The following is a 20952-nucleotide window of genomic DNA, read 5'->3' as shown; positions in this document are numbered from 1 at the left end:
GTCCCGGTGATTTGGGTTGAATGCGAACTCACATCACCAGAAATAGACACCTGGTGCCCTGGGAGGGACACTGCCTGATGAGGAAGCCGCGCGTGACCGCTGCGACAAGCGGGCCGGACGGACTGGCGCCAGCCAGCGATGTTGCGGCGATTGTCGCCGGCACGCACGGAGATCCGTTCGCGGTCCTCGGTGTCCATGAGGTCGGCAAAAGCCTGTTTGCCCGTTGCTTCGTTCCACATGCCGAGGCCGTCATTGCCTATACGCTGACGGGCATCGAGGCCGGTGCGTTGTCCAGGCGAGACGATGCCGGCTTCTTTGAAGGCAGGCTGTCGATCAAGAAGCGGCAGCCGCTGCGCTATCACGCGCGCAATGCCGGCGGTGACTGGTGGCTGACCGATCCTTATTCATTCGGCCCGGTGCTGGGGCCGATGGACGATTACTATATCGCCGAAGGGTCGCATCTCAGGCTGTTCGACAAGCTTGGCGCGCACGTCATCGAGCACGAAGGCGCCACCGGCGTGCATTTCGCCGTCTGGGCTCCCAACGCAAGACGCGTCTCGGTGGTCGGCGATTTCAACGACTGGGATGGCCGCCGCCACACGATGCGCGATCGCCGCGACACCGGCATATGGGAGGTGTTCATCCCGGACATCGGTGCCGGACGACCCTACAAATACGAGATCATTGGACCCGATGGCGTCAGGCTGCCGCTGAAGGCCGATCCGTTTGCGTTCAAATCCGAACTGCGTCCCGCCACCGCTTCGGTTGTTGCCGTGCCGCCGGCGCATGAGTGGGGCGACGAGGCGCATCGCAACTACTGGCGCAATGCCGATCCCCGGCGCGAGGCCGTCTCGATCTACGAAGTCCACGCCGGATCCTGGCAGCTTCACGACGACGGCACGTTCCTGTCATGGGACGAAATGGCCGACCGGCTGATCCCCTATGTGGTCGAGACCGGCTTCACCCACCTCGAGTTCATGCCGATTTCCGAGCATCCCTATGATCCGTCCTGGGGCTATCAGACGACCGGCCTCTACGCGCCGTCGGCCCGCTTCGGCGATCCGGACGGCTTTGCCCGTTTCGTCGATGGCGCGCATCGCGCCGGCGTCGGCGTCATCCTCGACTGGGTGCCGGCGCATTTCCCGGTCGACGCGCATGGCCTGGCCCATTTCGACGGCACCGCGCTCTACGAACATGCCGATCCGCGCAAGGGTTTTCATCCCGACTGGAACACAGCGATCTACAATTTCGGCCGCCGCGAGGTGGTGTCGTTTCTGGTCAACAATGCGCTGTTCTGGGCCGAGAAATATCATGTCGACGGTTTGCGCGTCGATGCGGTCGCCTCGATGCTCTACCTCGACTATTCGCGCAAGGCCGGCGAGTGGATCCCCAACGAGAAGGGCGGCCGCGAGAACCTCGAGGCGGTCTCTTTCCTGCAGAAGATGAACAAGGAGGTCTACGGCCACCATCCCGGCGTCATGACCATCGCCGAGGAATCGACCTCATGGCCGAAGGTTTCGGCGCCGGTGCATGAAGGCGGGCTGGGCTTCGGCTTCAAGTGGAACATGGGCTTCATGCATGACACGTTGGAGTATTTCTCCAAGGAGCCGATTTTCCGCAAGCACCACCACAACGACCTGACCTTCGGCCTGACCTACGCCTTCTCGGAGAATTTCGTGCTGCCGCTCTCGCATGATGAGGTCGTGCACGGCAAAGGCACGCTGCTGGGCAAGATGGCCGGTGACGACTGGCAGAAATTCGCGACCTTGCGCGCCTATTACGGTTTCATGTGGGGCTACCCCGGCAAGAAGCTCTTGTTCATGGGACAGGAATTCGCGCAGCGCCGCGAATGGAGCGAGGCGCGCGCTCTTGACTGGAATCTGCTCGATTTCCGCCCGCATCGCGGCGTCTGGCAGACCGTGCGCGATCTCAACTATCTCTATCGGTCGCGCCCGGCGCTGCACGGCCGCGACTGCGAACCGGAAGGGTTTTCCTGGCTGATCGTCGACGACAGCCAGAATTCGGTTTTCGCCTGGGTGCGCAACGCGCCGGGCGGTAGCCCGGTGGCCGTCATCTCCAACTTCACGCCGGTGCCGCGCGACAATTATCGCGTGCCGCTGCCGAAGGCCGGCAAGTGGCGCGAGATCATCAACACCGACGCATCCGAATATGGCGGTTCCGGCATGGGCAATGGCGGCATGGTCGAGGCAAGGGCGGAAGGCAAGAGCATCTCGGCGACGATGCTTCTGCCGCCGCTGTCGACAATCATGCTCGAACTCGTGGCCGAGGCCGACGAACAGGGCGAGACTTGAGTAAATTGGGAGGGTAGAAATGGCAGACTTGAAACGGACCCAGCCGCTGGCGCGCGATGCCATGGCCTATGTACTGGCCGGCGGCCGTGGCAGCCGCCTCAAGGAACTGACCGACCGTCGCGCCAAGCCGGCGGTCTATTTCGGCGGCAAGACGCGCATCATCGACTTCGCGCTCTCCAATGCGCTCAACTCCGGCATTCGCCGCCTCGGCGTCGCCACCCAGTACAAGGCGCATTCGCTGATCCGCCACCTGCAGCGCGGCTGGAACTTCCTGCGGCCGGAACGAAACGAAAGCTTCGACATCCTGCCGGCCAGCCAGCGCGTCTCGGAAACGCAGTGGTATGAAGGTACGGCTGACGCCGTCTACCAGAACATCGACATCATCGAGGCCTACGGCCCCGAATACATGGTCATCCTCGCTGGCGACCACATCTACAAGATGGACTACGAGATGATGCTGCGTCAGCATGTCGACGCCAATGCCGACGTCACCGTTGGCTGTCTCGAAGTGCCGCGCATGGAGGCGACGGGCTTTGGCGTCATGCATGTCGATGCCAAGGACAACATCATCGCCTTCGTCGAAAAGCCGGCCGATCCGCCCGGCATTCCGGGCAATCCGGACTTCGCCCTGGCCTCGATGGGCATCTACGTCTTCAGGACCAAGTTCCTGATGGAGCAGTTGCGCCGCGACGCCGCCGAGCCGGGCTCAAGCCGCGATTTCGGCAAGGACATCATCCCCTATATCGTCGAGCACGGTAAGGCGATCGCGCACCGTTTCACCAAATCTTGCGTGCGTTCGACCGCCGAGAACGAAGCCTATTGGCGCGATGTCGGAACGGTCGACGCCTATTGGGAAGCCAATATCGACCTGACCGACGTGACGCCGGAGCTCGACCTTTACGACCGTGACTGGCCGATCTGGACCTACGCCGAGTTGAAGCCACCGGCAAAATTCGTCCATGACGAGGATGGCCGGCGCGGCTCGGCCGTTTCCTCGCTGGTCTCGGGCGATTGCATCGTCTCCGGCGCGACGCTGAAGAAGAGCCTGATCTTCACCGGCGCGCGCATCAATTCCTATTCGACGCTGGAAGAGGTGGTCATGCTGCCCGACGTTCATGTCGGCCGGAACGCAAAGTTGAAGCGCGTCGTCATTGACCATGGTGTTAGGATACCGGAGGGGTTGGTCGTCGGCGAGGATCCCGTGCTCGACGCCAAGCGCTTCCGCGTTTCGGAGAAGGGCATCTGCCTGGTCACGCAGGACATGATCAACAAACTCGGGCTCTAGAGCAATTCCGCGAAAAGTGCGAAACGGGTTTCCGTGCGGGAATTGCCTGGAAACAAAGAATTGGACAGGATCGGGATAGACGCATGCAGGTTCTGTCGGTCACGCCCGAGATCTTCCCGCTGATCAAGACCGGCGGGCTTGCCGACGTGACCGGTGCGCTGCCCGTCGCGCTGGCGGCCAAGGGTGTGACCATGCGCACGCTCATTCCAGGCTTTCCCGCGGTGATGGAGGGCTTCAAGAAACGCAAGGCCGTCTACCAATATCCGCTGTTGCAAGGCGGCAAGGCCTCTATCCATGCCGTCGAGCTTGCCGGGCTCGACCTTTTCGTGCTCGACGCGCCGCATCTGTTCGACCGTCCCGGCGGTCCCTACGGCAATGCTTCGGGCGCCGACTGGCCGGACAATTGGCGGCGTTTCGCGGCCCTGAGCCAGGCCGGCGCCGATATCGCCGGCGGCGCCATCTCGGGCTACCTGCCCGACATCGTCCATGCCCATGACTGGCAGTCGGCGATGACGCTGGCCTATATGCGCTACGGCAAGGCGGTCGGCACGCCGTCGATGATGACCGTCCACAATCTCGCCTTCCAGGGACAGTTCGGCGCCGGCATCTTCGGCGAACTCGGCCTGCCGGCAGTGGCGATGGCGCTTGACGGCGTCGAATATTATGGTGGCGTCGGCTTCCTCAAGGCTGGCCTGCAGGCGGCCTGGGCGATCACCACGGTGAGCCCGACCTATGCGCAGGAGATCCGTTCGCCGGAATTCGGCATGGGACTCGACGGCCTGATCAACATGCGCTCCAGCGATCTCTATGGCATCGTCAATGGCATCGACACCGCCATCTGGGATCCGGAGACGGACAAGCATCTGGTGTCGAACTATACGGCCGCAACGCTCAAGGCACGGGCGCCGAACAGGGCGGCCGTGGAGGAGCGTTTCGGCCTCGACCGCGACGACAGCCCGATCGTCTGCGTCATCAGCCGGCTGACCTGGCAGAAGGGCATGGACATATTGGCGACGGTGATCGATGGCATCGTCGCGACTGGGGCGCGGCTGGCCATACTGGGCTCCGGTGACGCGGGCCTCGAAGGCGCGCTGCTTGCCGCCGCCGCACGCCACCGTGGCCGCATTGGCGTGGTCATCGGCTATGACGAAGGGCTGTCACACACCATGCAGGGCGGCTGCGACGCCATCATCATCCCGTCCCGCTTCGAACCCTGTGGACTGACGCAGCTCTACGGCCTGCGCTACGGCTGCGTGCCGGTGGTCGCCCGCACCGGCGGCCTTGCCGACACCATCATCGACGCCAACGAAGCGGCTATGGCGACCAGCGTGGCGACAGGGTTCCAATTCGCTCCCAACAATGGCGGCGCGATGCTGCACGCCATACGCCGCCTGGTCGATGCCTACGCCGATCCCGCGGCCTTCGAGACCATCCAGCGCCAAGGTATGAAGGGCGATGTGTCATGGGACAAGAGCGCGGAAAAATATCTTGAACTCTATCGCCTGCTGCTTTCGAAAAGGGTTGCCTGAAGCATGATACGGACCGTCCCCACCAAGCCCTATTCAGACCAGAAGCCCGGCACGTCGGGCCTGCGCAAGAAGGTGCCCGTGTTCCAGCAGGAGCACTATGCCGAGAACTTCATCCAGTCGATCTTCGACGCGCTTGACGGCTTCAAGGGCAAGACGCTGGTGATCGGCGGCGACGGCCGCTTCTACAACCGCGAGGTCATCCAGAAGGCAATCGCCATGGCGGCCGCAAACGGCTTCGGCAAGGTGATGGTCGGGCAGGGCGGCATATTGTCGACACCGGCCGCCTCGCATGTCATCCGCAAATACAAGACCTTCGGCGGCATCATCCTGTCGGCCAGCCACAATCCCGGCGGCCCGCATGAGGATTTCGGCATCAAGTACAATGCCGGCAATGGCGGCCCGGCGCCGGAAAAGCTGACCGATGCGATCTTTGCCAAGACCAAGGCGATTGCGAGCTTCAAGATATCGGACATCGATCCGATCGACATCGATACGATCGGCACCGTCACGGCCGCCGGCATGACGGTCGAGATCATCGATCCGGTCGCCGATTATGCCGAGCTGATGGAAAGCCTGTTCGATTTCGACGCGCTACGCAGACTGTTCAAATCGGGCTTCCGCATGCGCTTCGACGCCATGCATGCGGTGACAGGTCCCTATGGCAAGGAAATCCTCGAGAACCGGCTTGGCGCGCCCAGCGGCACCTGCCGCAACTTCAAGCCGCTGCCGGATTTCGGCGGCCATCATCCGGATCCGAACCTGGTGCACGCCAAGCATCTCTATGACGAGATGATGGGGCCGGACGCGCCGGATTTTGGTGCCGCTTCCGACGGTGACGGCGACCGAAATCTGATTATCGGCAAGGGCATTTTCGTCACCCCGTCGGATTCGGTGGCGATGCTTGCCGCCAATGCCCGTCTGGCGCCCGGCTACAAGGACGGGCTGAAGGGCATCGCCCGCTCGATGCCGACCAGTGGCGCCGCCGACCGTGTCGCCGAAAAACTCGGCATCGCTATCTACGAGACGCCGACCGGCTGGAAGTTCTTCGGCAATCTGCTCGATGCCGGCATGGCGACGATCTGCGGCGAGGAGAGCGCCGGCACCGGCTCCAACCATGTGCGCGAAAAAGACGGCCTGTGGGCGGTGCTGCTCTGGCTCAATATCCTCGCCGCGCGGGGCGAAAGCTGCAAGCAGGTCGTCACCGAGCACTGGGCGGCCTATGGGCGCAACTACTATTCCCGCCACGACTATGAGGAGGTCGAGAGCGACCGCGCCAACGCTCTGGTCGATGAACTGCGTGCGAAGCTCGGCTCGCTGCCCGGCACCAGCGTGCGCGGCCTGAAGATCGCCAAGGCCGACGATTTCGCCTATCACGACCCGGTCGACGGTTCGACCAGCGAGCATCAGGGTATCAGAATCCTGTTCGAAGGCGGCTCGCGCGTCGTCTTCCGGCTTTCCGGCACTGGCACGTCCGGCGCGACTTTGCGCGTCTACATCGAGCGCTACGAGCCGGACAAGGCCAGGCACGATCTCGACACGCAGGCAGCCCTTGCCGACCTCATCGCGGCCGCCGACGACATTGCCGGGATCAAGAGCCACACCGGCCGCAACAAGCCGAGCGTGATTACTTGAGGGTGGAGGCGGAGGCTCCCCCTTCTCCCCTTGTGGGAGAAGGTGGCCGAGCGAAGCTCGGACGGATGAGGGGTGCTCCAGCTTGGCGCAAACCGACGCCCAGAACACCGGCGCCTTATTCCTTCCAACACCCCTCATCCGTCTCGGCGCTGCGTGCCGATCCACCTTCTCCCACAAGGGGAGAAGGTGAGGCGCTCCCATGACCCAACTCGGCGCCACCGTCACCCGCGAGGGCATCCGCTTCGCAGCCTGGTCCTCGTCGGCGCGCCGCCTCTGGGTGTCGATCTTCGACGGGCAGGGAAACCGCGAACTCGACCGGTTGGAGTTGCAGCCGGAAGGCGAGGGGGTGCATGCGCTCTTCGTTCCCGGCCTTGCCGCGGGCACGCGGTATGGCTTCCGCGCCGACGGCGACTATGCCCCCGAGTGCGGGTTGTGGTTCGACCCCGACAAGCTGCTTACCGATCCCTACGCCGTCGAAATCGACCGGCCATACGCCTATCACTGGCGGCTCGCCGCGCGGCGCAACGAGGGCGCAGACACCGCGCCGCTGATGCCCAAGACCCTGGCGAAAGCCGTGCCCGAAGCGGTGCCTGTGTTGCCGCCGCTGTTTCGACCGGGCGGCCTGATCTACGAGGTGCCTGTGCGCGCCTTCACCAAGCTGCATCCCGACATTCCGCCAGCGCGGCGCGGTACGATCGCGGCAATTGCTCATCCTGTCGTCATCGAGCATCTGCAAAGGCTCGGCGTGTCGGCCGTCGGACTGATGCCGGTGACGGCGTCGATCGACGAGCGGCACCTGCCGCCGCTGGGCCTGAGCAATGCCTGGGGCTACAATCCTGTCACCTTCATGGCGCTCGACCCGCGTCTTGCGCCCGGCGGCCTCGGGGAATTGCGCGACACCGTGGCGGCGCTGCGCAAGGCCGGCATCGGCACCATCCTCGACCTCGTCTTCAACCACACAGGCGAAAGCGACCGGCTGGGGCCGACGCTGTCGCTGCGCGGCCTCGACAACCAGGGCTACTATCGGCACCGGCCGGATGGCAGGCTGGTCAATGACACCGGCACCGGCAACACCGTCGCCTGCGATCATCCCGCAGTGCGGGACATGGTGCTCGACACGCTCCGGCATTTTGTCTGCAACGCCGGCGTCGACGGCTTCCGCTTCGATCTGGCGCCGGTGCTGGGCCGCGTCGACGGCGTGTTCGATCCCGCGGCGCCCTTGCTCGCGGCGATCGCCGGCGATCCCGTCCTTGCCGATCGCGTGTTGGTCGCCGAGCCCTGGGATATCGGCCCTGACGGCTACCAGCTCGGCAACTTCCCGCCGCGCTTCCTCGAATGGAACGACCGCTATCGCGACGACGCCAGGCACTTCTGGCGAGGCGATGCCGGCGCGGTAGGAGCGCTTGCGACGCGGCTTGCCGGTTCGTCCGATGTTTTTGGCAAGGCCGGCCAGCCGGCCAGCCGCACGCTCAATTTCATCGCCGCCCATGACGGGATGACGCTGGCCGACATCGTCGCCTATGAGCGCAAGCACAACGCGGCCAATGGCGAGCAGAACCGCGACGGCCACAACGACAATTTGTCCTGGAACAACGGCGCCGAGGGCGAGACGGACAGTGCCGCGATCACCAAAGCGCGCTTCGACGACCAGTGCGCGCTGCTCGCCACGCTGTTTGCCTCGCGCGGCACCATCATGCTGACAGCGGGCGACGAGTTCGGCCGCTCCCAGAAGGGCAACAACAATGCCTATGCGCAGGACAATGCCATCACCTGGCTCGACTGGGCCGGCCGCGACCAGGCGCTGGAGCGCTACGCATCGGCGCTCGGCATGCTTCGCCGTACCGTCCCCGCTTTGTCGGATACCGATTTCCTGACGGGACAACCGGCCGATGCGACAGGCATCCTCGACGTCGCCTGGTTGACCGAGACCGGTATGCCGCTTGCCGAGACGGACTGGAACGACCCCGCGCGACACCGCCTCGTCATGCTATTGGGTGATGCAGGCGGCGACCGCCTTGCCGTCATGATCAATGGCGATCGTCGCCAATGCGTCTTCACCTTGCCCGTGCGGGAAGGCTTCCGATGGCAGCCGGCGATCGAGACGCAGGCGATCGACCTTGTGCGGCCGCTGCCGGGCCGCAGCGTCCATTTCATGGCAGAGCATCGGACCGAAAAGTGGCAGCCGGGCTTCGGGCAATCCGATGCGAAAAAAACCAGTTCGCGCTGGACCGCCAAGGGTCGCGCCAGGAAGGGTTCGTGATGGCCGACAACAATGCCGACCCTTGGGCGGGGCAGGGGGCCGAATGGTGGCGCGGCTGCGTTATCTACCAAGTCTATCCGCGCTCCTTCCAGGACACGACCGGCGACGGCAGCGGCGATCTCAGGGGTATCACCGCGCGACTTGCCCACATCGCCTCGCTCGGCGTCGATGCCGTCTGGCTATCGCCCTTCTTCAAGTCGCCGATGGCCGACATGGGCTATGACGTGTCGGACTATCGCGACGTCGATCCGATGTTCGGTTCGCTGGAGGATTTCGACGCTCTGGTCGCCGAGGCGCACCGGCTGGGCCTGAAGGTCGTCATCGACCAGGTCTTGTCGCACTCATCCGACAAACACGAATGGTTCATCGAGAGCCGCGCCAGCCGCGACAATCCCAAGGCCGACTGGTACGTGTGGGCCGATACGAAACCCGACGGCAATGCGCCCAACAACTGGCTGTCCGTCTTCGGCGGCCCGGCCTGGGAGTGGGATTCGACCCGCCGGCAATATTACATGCACAATTTCCTTGCCTCGCAGCCCGATCTGAATTTCCACAATCCGGAGGTCCAGGACGCGCTGCTGGACACGGTGCGCTTCTGGCTGGAGCGCGGCGTCGACGGCTTCCGGCTCGACACCGTCAACTATTATTTCCACGACCGCTGGCTGCGCAGCAATCCGCCCCTGGCGTCGAGCGTCGCCGGCACCAATGGCGAGACCAACACCTACCTTTACCAGGAGCATTTGTTCGACAAAACGCAGCCGGAGAATCGGGCTTTCCTCAGGCGTTTCCGGGCGCTGCTCGACGAATATCCAGAGCGCGCCGCCGTCGGCGAAATCGGCGATGAGAGCCGCTCGCTGCAGACGCTGGCCGCCTACACCTCCGGCGGCGACAAGCTGCAGATGTGCTACACCTTCGACCTGCTCGGTCCGCGGTTCTCGGCGGCGCATGTGCGCGGCTGCGTCGAGGCCTTCGAACATGCGGTTGCCGAAGGCTGGGTCTGCTGGGCGTTTTCCAACCATGACGTGGTGCGCCATGTCAGCCGCTGGACAGCGCCGGATGGCGATGCCGAGGCGGTGGCCAGATTCTCGATCATGCTGCTCGCCTGCCTGCGCGGTTCGATCTGCCTCTATCAGGGTGAGGAACTCGGCCTGGAGGAGGCGGAGCTTGCCTATGAGGATCTGCGCGATCCCGTCGGCATCCGTTTCTGGCCCGGTGTGAAGGGCAGGGATGGCTGCCGCACGCCGATGGTTTGGGAAGCCGGCGCCGACAATGCGGGCTTCTCGACGGGCAAACCCTGGCTGCCGGTCCCCGCCAGCCATCGCGCCCGCGCCGCCGATGTGCAGAACGGCAGCGACCAATCGGTGTTGTCCGCCTACCGTTCGACGCTCGCCTTGCGCAGGCGCCATCCGGCGCTGGTCAGCGGTTCGATCCGCTTTCTCGACGCCGAAGGCGACGTGCTGGCCTTCATCCGCGAAGGCGGCGGGCAGAAACTGCTCTGCGTCTTCAATTTCGCTGGAGAGCCGGCGAATTGGCCCTTGCCGCCGGATATTGGCGCTGTCGCTGCTGTCCTGGCTGGCAACGCTGCCGGCGAGGAAGAAGCGCTTTCGCTGCCGGCTGTCGGTTGCTTCCTTGGCCGGCTCGACTGACCGGCCGTTCGACTGCGCCTTGGCCAGGCGACCCGCTTGGCCACGAAAACCTTACTGAACGAGCACCGCCCGACCGCAGGTCGCTCCAGTGACGCGTATGTCGGCCTGGCCGACGCCGACACCCAGCGCGGACAGCACATTGTAGAGCAAGTCGTCGACGGGCGCCGTTACGGTGTTGAGCAGGGTCACCACCGCCGGTTTGACCGTTCCGAGCAGCGCGGTGAGATCGATGCCGAGACCAAGCACATTGGCCGAAAGCGACAGGTTGTTGACCAGCGACGTGGTGAGCGACTGCGAGATGTTGCGCGTCGAAACGGTTTTGACCGTCTTGTTGGCGATGTCGGTCGCATTGAACGTCAAGGTCTGCGGATTGTTGTTGGTGATGGCGGTCGCGGCCGAACCCATCACCTGGATCAGCGGTATCAACAGCAGCTTCACATCGGCGATGTCCGCATCGGTGAAGGTCTGCGGCTGGCTGAAATCGGCGAAGCCGGAGGGATTGTTGCTGTTAGCCAGGTTAAGCTGGGCAACGCCCGGGTGCGCGGCGATCGAAACGCTGATGCTGGAAGGCCCTGTCGGACAGCTGATGTCGGTCAGCTTGGCTTCGGCATAGGCGACTTCGACATTGAGCGGCAGGTTGACGGCGAGCAGGCTGCTGCCGCCGCCGAGGCCCGGCGTGCCGACACCGACGGAGGCCGTCAGTTTGATGCGCGTCTGGGCGGTGCGCACGACAGTGCCGATGCCGTCGACCGCGAGCCAGGGCGAGGATTGCGGCGGCTGCCCGATGGCGATGTTGAGCTTGGTCGAGAGCAATCCCGGAATGGTGGCGCCGAGATCCACCGCAGCCTGGTTGGTGCCGTTGGCGAGCACGGCGGCGGCGGTCAGCATTCCCATGGCGCTTGCATCGACGCCGAAGCCGGACGGCTGTTGCCCGAGGCCCAGGCTGCCGACGGAGCCGAGATCGACAAGGCTGCTGAGCGGGATCTTGACCGTGCTGGTCGACTTGGAGGCGATGGTCTGCAGGGCGACCTTGGCCGTGTTGCCGAGGCCGGGGACGTTGGCCATGGCGGTGGCGATCTGGCCGACAGTCGCTTTCGAGGCCAGTACGTCCGAATAGGTGCCGGCCGTGATGTTCAATTGTATGGCGAGCGCACTGATGAAGGACAAGACGCTGACATCGGCCGAGATCAGCCCGTTATAGTCCATGACACTGAGCGAAATGTTGCCGCCGAGGAGCCCGCTCAGCAAAGCATTGAGGATGCCGCCATTGACGCCGAGCAGTCTCGACCCCACCGAGAATGCCGCCTGCGGCGTCATGCTGGCCGTGGCTTGGGTGCCGATGACCGGAGTGGGGATGAGCGAACTTGCAAAATAGCGGGTGGGGACTTTCGCCAGCGTGACACGTACCGCATTGTAGGGTGTCACGCCCGCCTGGAAGCGTTGGGTGACGTTGGTGGTCGTCGAGGCATATCGGCCCTGCGTGACCGTCACCACGGTCTTGCCGAGGGCCGCGGCAATGGTCTGGCCCGAGGCTTGAACGACGACACCCGGCATGCCGTTGTCGGTGAGCGTGGTGACGACCGCCGTGTTGACATTGTTGATGTTCGAGGCTGCGGTGATCGCCGCCAGATCGACCATCGCCTGGGCCTGCCGGCGCTCCGAGTAGATGGAGGCTTCATCGATGGCCACCGCGGCCAGCGCCAGGGCGACCGGCGCGCTCAGCGCGGTCATGACGGCGAAATTCGCCTTCCTGTCCTCCATCATAGACCGTGCAAGCCGGCCGATGCCCTTGCCCGCACGCTGCAGCATTCAGATACCCCCAACCCTGATCGTTGACTGACGCTTGATGGTGGTCCCTGGCATGGCTATGCCCGGGAAGAGATTCCAGATCGGCAGGTTGTGTGCATCGTACGAGACCGACACCACGAACTGGCTGCCGTCGGCCACGCTGTCATTGGCCTGGTAGGTCAGTTTGCTGGCGTCCACGAAGGGGTAACCACCGGCATTGTTGGCGAGGAAGGCGGCAACGAGCGTCTGCCGCTCGGTCTGATTCAACCCGGCTATAGCCGTCCGGGCGGCATCCGCCGCGATCTGCTGGATCGAGTTGGCAGCACCAAAATAGATACCGTACGCAACCATTCCGAGCAGAAGAAGGATAAAAATCGGCGACAGCAGGGCGAACTCGACCGCCGACGTTCCCGAATTGTCTGTTCGGAACGCACGTCTTCGGAGCCTGGAAATGAGGTTCTGTACCATGATACCAGCTTGCCAAAGTTCGCATGCAGAAAGCGAAAACTCTGGGTGCAACCTGGGGATGCGCGCGATTGAAAATGCCGTTCTAATTTAGCTGTTGCTTCTTCGTTTTTGAGGATTGACTTAGGGTCAATCAGTACTCGGTTGAAAAGAGCTTACCTCCTGTCTAGTCTCCTGCCACCAGCTGCCGGGGGGAACCGGCGGCACGCTCAAAGGAACCAGGCATCGGTTCCGGGGCGTCAACACTCAAAGGCGCGCCGCGGGCAGCGCCGACAGGGAGAACTTCATGCTGAAAAACATGCTGAAGGCGACGGTATTCGCCACCACCATGGCGGTAGCCGCCGGCGCATTCTACTCGCCGGCGTTCGCCGAGAGCGTCTATAACAGGGGCACCGCCGCCGAATCGGAGTCGGTCGACCCGCACAAGACCTCGACGGTGTATGAAGCCAACGTGCTGCGCGACCTGTTCCAGGGACTGGTCATGCAGGACGAGAAGGCAAATCTCATTCCGGGCGCCGCCGAAAGCTGGACGGTGTCGGATGACGGCACCGTCTACACCTTCAAGCTGCGCAAGGACGGCATGTGGTCGGACGGCAGCCCGGTGACGGCGGACGACTTTGTCTACGCCTTCCACCGGCTGGAAGATCCGGCGACCGGGGCCGAATACGCCTCGATGCTGTATCCGGTGAAGGGCGCCGAGGACGTCAACACCAAGAAAGGCAAGCCCGAGGACATGGGCGTCAAGGCCATCGACGCCAACACCCTGGAAGTGACCCTGAAGGCGCCGACGCCCTACTTCCTGGAGATGCTGACCCACCAGGCGACCTATCCGGTCAGCAAGGCTTCGATTGAGAAACTCGGCGCCGACTGGATCAAGCCCGGCAAGCTCGTCTCGAACGGCGCCTACACGCTGGCAGAATGGGTTCCCAACGACCACATGAAGCTGGTCAAGAATCCGAAATTCTGGGACGCCGCAACTGTCAAGTTCGACGTGGTCAACTATATCCCGACCGAAGACCGCTCATCGGCGATGAAGCGCTTCGAGGCAGGCGAACTCGACAGCTATGACGATCTGCCGACCGAACAGCTTGCCGACCTCAAGACCAAGTTCGGCGACCAGATCCATGTCGGCCCCTATCTCGGCACCTATTATTACGCCATCAAGACCGACAAGGCGCCGTGGAACAACCCTGAACTGCGCAACGCCATCTCGATGGCGATCGACCGCGACTTCATCGCCGAAAAGGTCTGGCAGAACTCGATGCTGCCCGGCTATTCGATGGTGCCTCCCGGCATCGAGGGCTACACGCCCGCAATGGCCAAATATGCCGAGATGCCGCAGATAGACCGCGAGGACGCGGCCAAGAAAATCCTTGAGAAACTCGGCTACACGCCCGAACATCCGCTGAAGATGGAAATCCGCTACAACACCTCGGAAAATCACAAGAACACCGCGGTCGCCATCCAGGAGCAGCTGAAGCCGCTTGGCGTCGACGTCACGCTGCTCAACACCGACACCAAGACGCACTACTCCTTCCTCGAGCAGAAGGGCGACTATGACGTGGCGCGTGCCGCCTGGATCGCCGACTACAAGGATCCGGAAACCTTCCTTGGCATCTCGCGCAAGGCGAGCGGCAACAACTACTCGAACTACAACAGCCCGGCCTATGAAGCAGCGATGGACAAGGCAGCCGCCGCCGGAGGCAAGCCCGAGGAGCGCATGAAGGAACTCTCCGAGGCCGAACGCATTCTCGTCGACGATGTCGGCCAGATCCCGCTGCTCTACTACAGCTACCACGACATCGTGTCCTCGAAGCTGCATGGCTTCGTCGACAATGTGATGGATGTCCATCCGTCGCGTTTCGTCAGCAAGGACTGATCCCTGGCCAAGCCGCCGCGCACTTCGTGCGCGGCGGTGCTGGTTTGCCATCGCATCGGCCGGGACGCGCAATCGATTTTCGGAAAATCCGGTGCGAAAATTTGAAGGCTGGAGCACAATGGTCCAATCGGACAGGCGTGTTCCGGATCAAGTGGGGCACCGATGCTGCGATACGTATTCCGGCGGCTTTTGACCGCCATACCGACGCTGTTCGTCATTGTGACGATGGCGTTCTTCCTGATGCGCGTCGCGCCAGGCGGGCCATTCAACCAGGAGCGGGGGCTGAGCCCCGAGATCAAAGCCAACCTTGAAGCCCAGTTCGGCCTCAACGATCCGCTCTGGCTGCAATATGTCCACTATCTCGGCAATCTCTTACGCGGCAATTTCGGCCCGAGCTACAACATGCCGGATTTCACCGTCACCGAACTGTTCGCCAAGGGCCTGCCCATTTCGGTGCAACTCGGCGCCTCGGCCCTGATCCTGGCGCTGCTGCTCGGTTCCGTGCTCGGCTCCATCGCCGCGCTCAACCAGAACAAGCTTGGCGACTATACGGTGATTGCGCTGGCCACGGCCGGCAGCACCATCCCCACCTTTGTCATCGCGCCGGTGATCCAGCTTCTCTTCGGCCTGACCTGGAAACTTCTGCCGATCGGCGGCTGGGGCGATGGCGCCTTCATCAACAAGGTCGGCCCGGTGCTGACGCTTGCCTTGCCGCAGATCGCCATCGTCGCCCGCCTGATGCGCGGCTCGATGATCGAATCGCTGCGATCCCATCACATCCGCACCGCCCGCGCGCTCGGCCTTTCCGACTGGTCGGTTGTGGTCAAACACGCCTTGCGCGGCGCCATCCTGCCGATCGTTTCCTTCACCGGCCCGGCGGCGGCGGCCCTTTTGACCGGCTCCGTCATAGTCGAGACGATCTTCTCCATTCCCGGCGTCGGCCGCTACTTCGTCGATGCCGCGCTCAACCGCGATTACACGCTGGTGATGGGAACGGTGGTGGTGATCGCCATCTTCACCATCGTCTTCAACCTGATCGTCGACGTCATGTACGCGGTCGTCGACCCGAGGGTGCGCTATGACTGACATCGCAGCCACTGCTCCCGCTATCGTCGGCCGCTCGCTGTGGGGCGATGCCTGGGCGCGTCTCAAGGCCAACCGCGCCGCCATGTTCAGCCTCTACTACCTCGCCTTGATCGGGCTCGTCAGCGTGTTTGGCCCCTGGTTCGTGCCGCATCAGTACACGACCATCTATGCCGACTATGTGCGCATGCCGCCAAGCCTGACAGCCTATCCGAAGCCCGACATGATCGAGTCCGCGCTCAATGATGCGATCAAGCGCATGCGGGTCGATATCAAGGAATGGCACCAGGAGGGCAATCAGGTCTTCGTCACGGTCAAGTCGACCAAGCCGATCGATGACCGCAACATCCGCTACCTCGACCGCTCCGATGCCTTTGACGACACCAAGATCGAGAGCAAGTCGCCCGACGGTCTGGAAGTGACGATGAGCGCGTCGGTCAAGCAGCAATATTTTCTGTTCGGCACCGACAACACCGGCCGCGATCTGCTCTCGCGCACGCTGATGGCCGGTCGCATCTCACTGGCCATCGGCCTGCTCGCCGGCGTCGTCGCGGTGGTGATCGGGGTGGTCTATGGCGCCGCCGCGGGTTTCTCCGGCGGCAGGATCGACGAGGTGATGATGCGCATCGTCGATGTGCTCTATTCCTTGCCGTTCATCTTCTTCGTCATCATGCTGGTGGTGTTCTTCGGCCGCAACTTCGTGCTGATGTTCCTGGCGGTTGGCGCGGTGCTGTGGCTCGACATGGCGCGCATCGTGCGCGGCCAGGCGCTGTCGATCCGCCGCCAGGAATATGTCCAGGCGGCGGAAGCCATGGGCGTCGGCCAGCGCGGCATCCTGCTGCGCCACGTCATCCCCAATCTGCTCGGCCCGGTCGTCATCTACATGACCTTGCTGGTGCCGCAGGTCATCATCCTGGAGAGTTTCCTGTCGTTCCTCGGCCTTGGCGTGCAGGAGCCGATGACCAGCTGGGGCGTGCTGATTTCGGTCGGCGCCAAGAACATCGGCACCGCCAACTGGCTGCTCCTGTTTCCTGCTTTCTTCCTCGTCTCGACGCTGTTTGCGCTGAACTTCGTCGGCGATGGCCTGCGCGACGCGCTCGACCCGAGAGATCGATAAAGATGGGCACCGCTGACATGGCCACTCCCGAAACGATCCTCAGCGTCAAGGACCTGCGTGTCCGCTTCCGCACGCTCGACGGCGCGGTCGAAGCGGTGAAGGGCATCAACATCCACGTCAATGCCGGCGAGACCGTCGCCGTGGTCGGCGAGTCCGGCTCCGGCAAGAGCCAGACCATGATGGCGGCGATGAGCCTGCTCGCCTCGAACGGCGAGGCCACGGGCAGCGTCGACTATCGCGGCCGCAACCTGCTGACGCTGAGTAAATCCGACCTGAACAAGGTGCGTGGCGCCAAGATCAGCATGATCTTCCAGGAGCCGATGACCTCGCTCGATCCGCTCTATTCGATCGGCAATCAGCTGATCGAACCGATCCGCCGGCATCGCGGCCTGAATGCCGCCGAGGCGCGCGAAGAGGCGCTCAAGCTCTTGCGGCTGGTGCACATTCCCGATCCCGAACGGCGGATGAAATCCTACCCGCACGAAATGTCCGGCGGCCAGCGCCAGCGTGTGATGATCGCCATGGCGCTCGCCAACGATCCCGACATCCTGATCGCCGACGAGCCGACCACGGCGCTCGACGTGACCATCCAGGCGCAGATCCTGATGCTGCTCGCCGAATTGCAGCGCAAGCTCGGCATGGCCATCGTCTTCATCACCCACGATCTCGGCATCGTCCGGCGCTTCGCCGATCGGGTCTATGTCATGCGCCAGGGCGAGGTGGTCGAGGAGGGCGAGGCGGGAGCGATCTTCGCCAACCCGCAGCACGCCTATACCAAGATGCTGCTGGCGGCAGAGCCGACGGGAAGCAAGGCGCCCCCGCCCGCCAATGCACCCGTGGTGCTCGAAGGCAGGCATGTCGAGGTCACATTCAGGATCGGCGGCGGGTTTCTGGCCGGCGAGCCGCTGATGCTGCGCGCCGTCGACGACATTTCGATCCGGCTGCAGCGTAACCAGACCATCGGCATTGTCGGCGAGTCCGGCTCGGGAAAATCGACGCTTGGCCGCGCTCTGCTGCGGCTGCTGCCGAGCGATGGCTTGATTCGTTTTGGCGATCGCGACATTTCGACAGCCGACCGCCAGGCGATGCGGCCGCTGCGGCGCCAGATGCAACTCGTCTTCCAGGATCCTTTCGGCTCGCTGTCGCCGCGCATGACCGTCGGCCAGGTCATCACCGAAGGGCTGCTGGTGCATGAGCCCAATCTTTCGGGCAAGCAGCGCGACCAGCGCGCGGTCGAGGCCTTGCGTGAAGTCGGCCTCGATCCCAACGCCCGCAACCGCTACCCGCACGAATTCTCCGGCGGCCAGCGGCAGCGCATCGCCATTGCCCGCGCCATGATCCTGAAACCAAAGATGGTCGTGCTGGACGAACCGACCTCGGCGCTCGACCGCTCGGTGCAGAAACAGATCGTCGAACTCCTGCGCAAGCTGCAGGCGGACCATGAACTGTCCTACCTGTTCATCAGCCACGACCTCGCCGTGGTGCGCGCCATGGCCGACTACATCATCGTCATGAAACAGGGCAAGATCGTCGAGGAGGGGCCTACAGAGGCAATCTTCAGCAACCCGCAGCACGTCTACACGCAGACGCTGATGGCGGCGGCGATCGATGTCACCCGATTCCGGCTAAGCGCCTGAGACGTTTCAGGTAAGGCAATCATCTTGGCGGCGTCCGTTCGCTCAGCCCGCTGACTTGGGACAATTGCGCGCGCGCGCAGCGGCGATGGCGTCCTGCTGCTGTTTCAGCCGGTCGATCCGGGCAGTCTCACGGTTGGCGACAGCGGTCTTCACGCGCGAAACACCAAGCAGCCAACGCGGAACACTGGTGTTGACGACCTTGCCCCGGGTGATGGCGGTCTGTGAGATTTCGGTGGCCTTTTCGCCTAGCGCGCTGTTGAGTTCGGTGCAGCTCATTCTATCGTACGTCGCCGGATCGGCGGTCCTGCCGATCGACGAGCAGCCGGTAACGAGAAGCGCCGCAATCACAAGAACCGGTGTCGAGGTCGTCGTCGCGATCAAATTCATGTCCACACCGGCTCACCGTTTCACTGGCTTCATCATATCCACCGAACTATCTGGAGCCGACGATTATTTCGTCAAAGATTGGGCTCGCGAAAGAGCCCTACGGGCATGGACCACAGAGGCCAGCCGATATGGGAACGTTCCCGGTCCCTCGAAGTTGGTGTCCGTCGCGTGTCTTGATGCAATCACTGGAAACGAAGAGGGGCCGCCTCGGCTGATGCCGGGGCGGCCTTCCGTCGATTCTTGGCCGACGGTGCGACCTCGGCGGCTCGCGCTGGTTGTGGCGCCCAGCCTTCGTGCCGCCGTTCGTTCAGCCTGCCTGAAATTCAGGCTGCTTCGGCGATGAATGCGGTGGGAGCGCAACCGTCCAGCACTGCCTGGGCGATGCCGGTCTCATTTTCATCGACATGCGCCGTCACCAAGACGATGCCCTCGGCAACGCTGCGATCATCCGACCTTGCCGCTGTGGTCATGAAGGCACCGAGCAGCCTGCCGGCACCGCCGCCACAGACCGCGCAAACCAGTGCTGTTGCCGGCAGTCCGGCCGGAGGAGAACTGACGCCGTAGACCGCGAGGGCGCTCACGCAAGCCAATGCCGCACCGACGGCACAAAGGATGACGCTTGGAGACCTTAGGACTGTTAGTTCGTCCTGGTAGGGCCCGATAATGGCAATCTGAACGCGCGGAACACCGACCGCCACCAGCTCTCCAGCAACCCGGGCGGCTTCGGCGTGGGAATCAAAAAGCTTGCTGATTGTCCGCATGGTTTCAGAGCGTTTTCTCGTCCAGGAATGTGTCCGCAACGAAGGACGCGGCGATCAAATCGTCGCCATCAATGCTGCCTCGTCCGCCGACCATCATGGCCGCGACTTTTTGGAAGGTCTTCATTTCGCTCATGGTAATCCGGGCCTGCCGCATTCTGGCCTCGAGGTCAGCTACGCGCACCCCTAAGACATCGGATTGTATGGCCTCGCTGTTAGACATGGTGACGTTCATCCAGTTTCGCTTCCTCGTTTGATCGTCCCCGCGCCCAACCACTCGAAACTGAGCCGCAGCGAAAACGTTCCCTGGCTGGGCTTCGGTCCGGCGGAGCGCCGGACCTTGGTCTGGCCGCAAAATGCAATGGTCCTGCCTGTGGTGCTGCTCGGAACGGCCACCGTTCGTAGCCGTTGTCGCCTACACGTTCGGGAGGAAGCTGATGGACAACAGTGTTCGCCAGGCACGCTGGTTGCTTGCAGTGATCTTCGCCATGCCCATCACCTTCATGGCGATTGGAATAGCCTTTGGCTGACCATCCGACGAGTACGAATATTTGGCAGATTGGCGCAGCTACGTCCCTTCCTGCGCCGATAGGGTTCGTCCGCTGCGCTGGCGTGGTGGGCGAACCCAAATGTCTGCAGGCGCCGTAGCCGGCATTCCAGCCTACAAGGCGAGATTTCGCGAGGCCGAATGGCATTCTAATCGCGCGGCCGTTCGTCGATGATGCCTTGTGCCGGCACGCAGATCGCCCAGCGGCATTTCAGATTTCATGCAGAAGGCCCGGCTGTAACGAGCCGGGCCTTAGGGCCGATCAATAGTCGTTGTTTTGGATCACCACGGGGCGACGGTGATGGTGCTTGGAGACCGAGCTCGTGACAATGACGGCATCTGGACGATGGTGCCGGCGGCCATGATCGTAGAACGCTACCGTACCGTGGTGGCGGTGATGCAGGCGCTGGCCGTACTCGTTGATGATCTTGACGTTGCTGTGGTGGCGATGGTGAGTCCTGATGATGACGTCGGCTTCGGCCGCCGAAGCGACAGCCGGCAATCCGATGGAAAGCGCCAAGGCGCACATGATAATTGATTTCATTGCAATTTCTCCATTACCTTGATTAGCCCTTCGTTGGATAACTGCCGCTAGGCCCTTTGGTTCCGGGGTGTCCCAGGACAGTC

Annotated in this window: 16 protein-coding genes; 10 read left to right on the top strand and 6 right to left on the bottom strand. The window is 63.1% G+C overall.

The window, feature by feature from the left end; genetic code table 11:
- Positions 1-77 precede the first annotated feature (77 nt).
- The 6 genes from glgB to CK227_RS22595 all read left to right on the top strand — a co-directional run bounded on the left by glgB (position 78) and on the right by CK227_RS22595 (position 10664).
- The gene (glgB, locus tag CK227_RS22620) at positions 78-2312 is read left to right on the top strand and encodes a 1,4-alpha-glucan branching protein GlgB (protein ID WP_095770823.1); all 2235 of its coding nucleotides are present in this window, start codon (positions 78-80) and stop codon (positions 2310-2312) included.
- Between the two features lie 19 nt (positions 2313-2331).
- Positions 2332-3597, top strand: a complete 1266-nt coding sequence (gene glgC, locus CK227_RS22615; protein WP_095770822.1) for a glucose-1-phosphate adenylyltransferase — start codon at positions 2332-2334, stop codon at positions 3595-3597.
- 83 nt (positions 3598-3680) lie between these two features.
- On the top strand, positions 3681-5126 hold the full coding sequence (gene glgA, locus CK227_RS22610; protein WP_095770821.1) for a glycogen synthase GlgA: 1446 nt from the start codon (positions 3681-3683) through the stop codon (positions 5124-5126).
- A 3-nt stretch (positions 5127-5129) separates the two neighbouring features.
- Positions 5130-6758 (top strand): alpha-D-glucose phosphate-specific phosphoglucomutase, encoded by a 1629-nt coding sequence (locus tag CK227_RS22605; protein WP_095770820.1) that lies wholly within the window; start codon positions 5130-5132, stop codon positions 6756-6758.
- A 199-nt stretch (positions 6759-6957) separates the two neighbouring features.
- Positions 6958-9018 carry a glycogen debranching protein GlgX gene (gene glgX / locus CK227_RS22600; RefSeq protein ID WP_095770819.1) on the top strand — a complete coding sequence of 687 codons (2061 nt, stop codon included), beginning with the start codon at positions 6958-6960 and terminating at the stop codon, positions 9016-9018.
- Complete coding sequence (locus CK227_RS22595; RefSeq protein ID WP_095770818.1) at positions 9018-10664, top strand: alpha-glucosidase family protein; 1647 nt, start codon at positions 9018-9020, stop codon at positions 10662-10664. Before glgX ends, CK227_RS22595 begins: the two co-directional genes overlap by 1 nt.
- Before the next feature lie 51 nt (positions 10665-10715).
- Here the strand turns inward: CK227_RS22595 and CK227_RS22590 are convergent, their stop codons facing one another.
- Both CK227_RS22590 and CK227_RS22585 read right to left on the bottom strand, forming a co-directional pair.
- Positions 10716-12473, bottom strand: a complete 1758-nt coding sequence (locus tag CK227_RS22590; protein WP_095770817.1) for a TadG family pilus assembly protein — start codon at positions 12471-12473, stop codon at positions 10716-10718.
- Positions 12474-12920 (bottom strand): TadE/TadG family type IV pilus assembly protein, encoded by a 447-nt coding sequence (locus tag CK227_RS22585; RefSeq protein WP_095770816.1) that lies wholly within the window; start codon positions 12918-12920, stop codon positions 12474-12476.
- 283 nt (positions 12921-13203) lie between these two features.
- On the opposite strand from CK227_RS22585, the gene CK227_RS22580 reads away from it, so the two are divergent.
- The 4 genes from CK227_RS22580 (at position 13204) to CK227_RS22565 (ending at position 18633) form a co-directional block, all read left to right on the top strand.
- Positions 13204-14796 (top strand): peptide ABC transporter substrate-binding protein, encoded by a 1593-nt coding sequence (locus CK227_RS22580; RefSeq protein ID WP_095770815.1) that lies wholly within the window; start codon positions 13204-13206, stop codon positions 14794-14796.
- 162 nt (positions 14797-14958) lie between these two features.
- On the top strand, positions 14959-15882 hold the full coding sequence (locus CK227_RS22575) for an ABC transporter permease subunit (protein WP_095770814.1): 924 nt from the start codon (positions 14959-14961) through the stop codon (positions 15880-15882).
- Positions 15875-16996 (top strand): ABC transporter permease subunit, encoded by a 1122-nt coding sequence (locus tag CK227_RS22570; protein WP_095770813.1) that lies wholly within the window; start codon positions 15875-15877, stop codon positions 16994-16996. Before CK227_RS22575 ends, CK227_RS22570 begins: the two co-directional genes overlap by 8 nt.
- Positions 16997-17013: 17 nt before the next feature.
- On the top strand, positions 17014-18633 hold the full coding sequence (locus CK227_RS22565; protein ID WP_095770949.1) for an ABC transporter ATP-binding protein: 1620 nt from the start codon (positions 17014-17016) through the stop codon (positions 18631-18633).
- Between the two features lie 42 nt (positions 18634-18675).
- Here the strand turns inward: CK227_RS22565 and CK227_RS22560 are convergent, their stop codons facing one another.
- From CK227_RS22560 to CK227_RS37035, 4 genes are all read right to left on the bottom strand, one after another.
- A complete protein-coding gene (locus tag CK227_RS22560) occupies positions 18676-19020 on the bottom strand; it encodes a hypothetical protein (RefSeq protein WP_095770812.1) in 345 nt (114 codons plus the stop codon).
- A 323-nt stretch (positions 19021-19343) separates the two neighbouring features.
- The gene (locus CK227_RS36825; protein WP_179296332.1) at positions 19344-19781 is read right to left on the bottom strand and encodes a hypothetical protein; all 438 of its coding nucleotides are present in this window, start codon (positions 19779-19781) and stop codon (positions 19344-19346) included.
- 4 nt (positions 19782-19785) lie between these two features.
- A complete protein-coding gene (locus CK227_RS22550; protein ID WP_095770948.1) occupies positions 19786-20001 on the bottom strand; it encodes a hypothetical protein in 216 nt (71 codons plus the stop codon).
- Positions 20002-20587: 586 nt separating this feature from the next.
- Complete coding sequence (locus CK227_RS37035) at positions 20588-20869, bottom strand: hypothetical protein (protein WP_095770810.1); 282 nt, start codon at positions 20867-20869, stop codon at positions 20588-20590.
- Positions 20870-20952 lie beyond the last annotated feature (83 nt).

It is taken from the genome of Mesorhizobium sp. WSM4308 (genome assembly GCF_002294905.1).
In the GTDB taxonomy this organism is placed as follows: domain Bacteria; phylum Pseudomonadota; class Alphaproteobacteria; order Rhizobiales; family Rhizobiaceae; genus Mesorhizobium.
The sequence above is the reverse complement of the archived record's forward strand: the minus strand, read 5'-3'. Positions and strand labels throughout refer to the sequence as shown.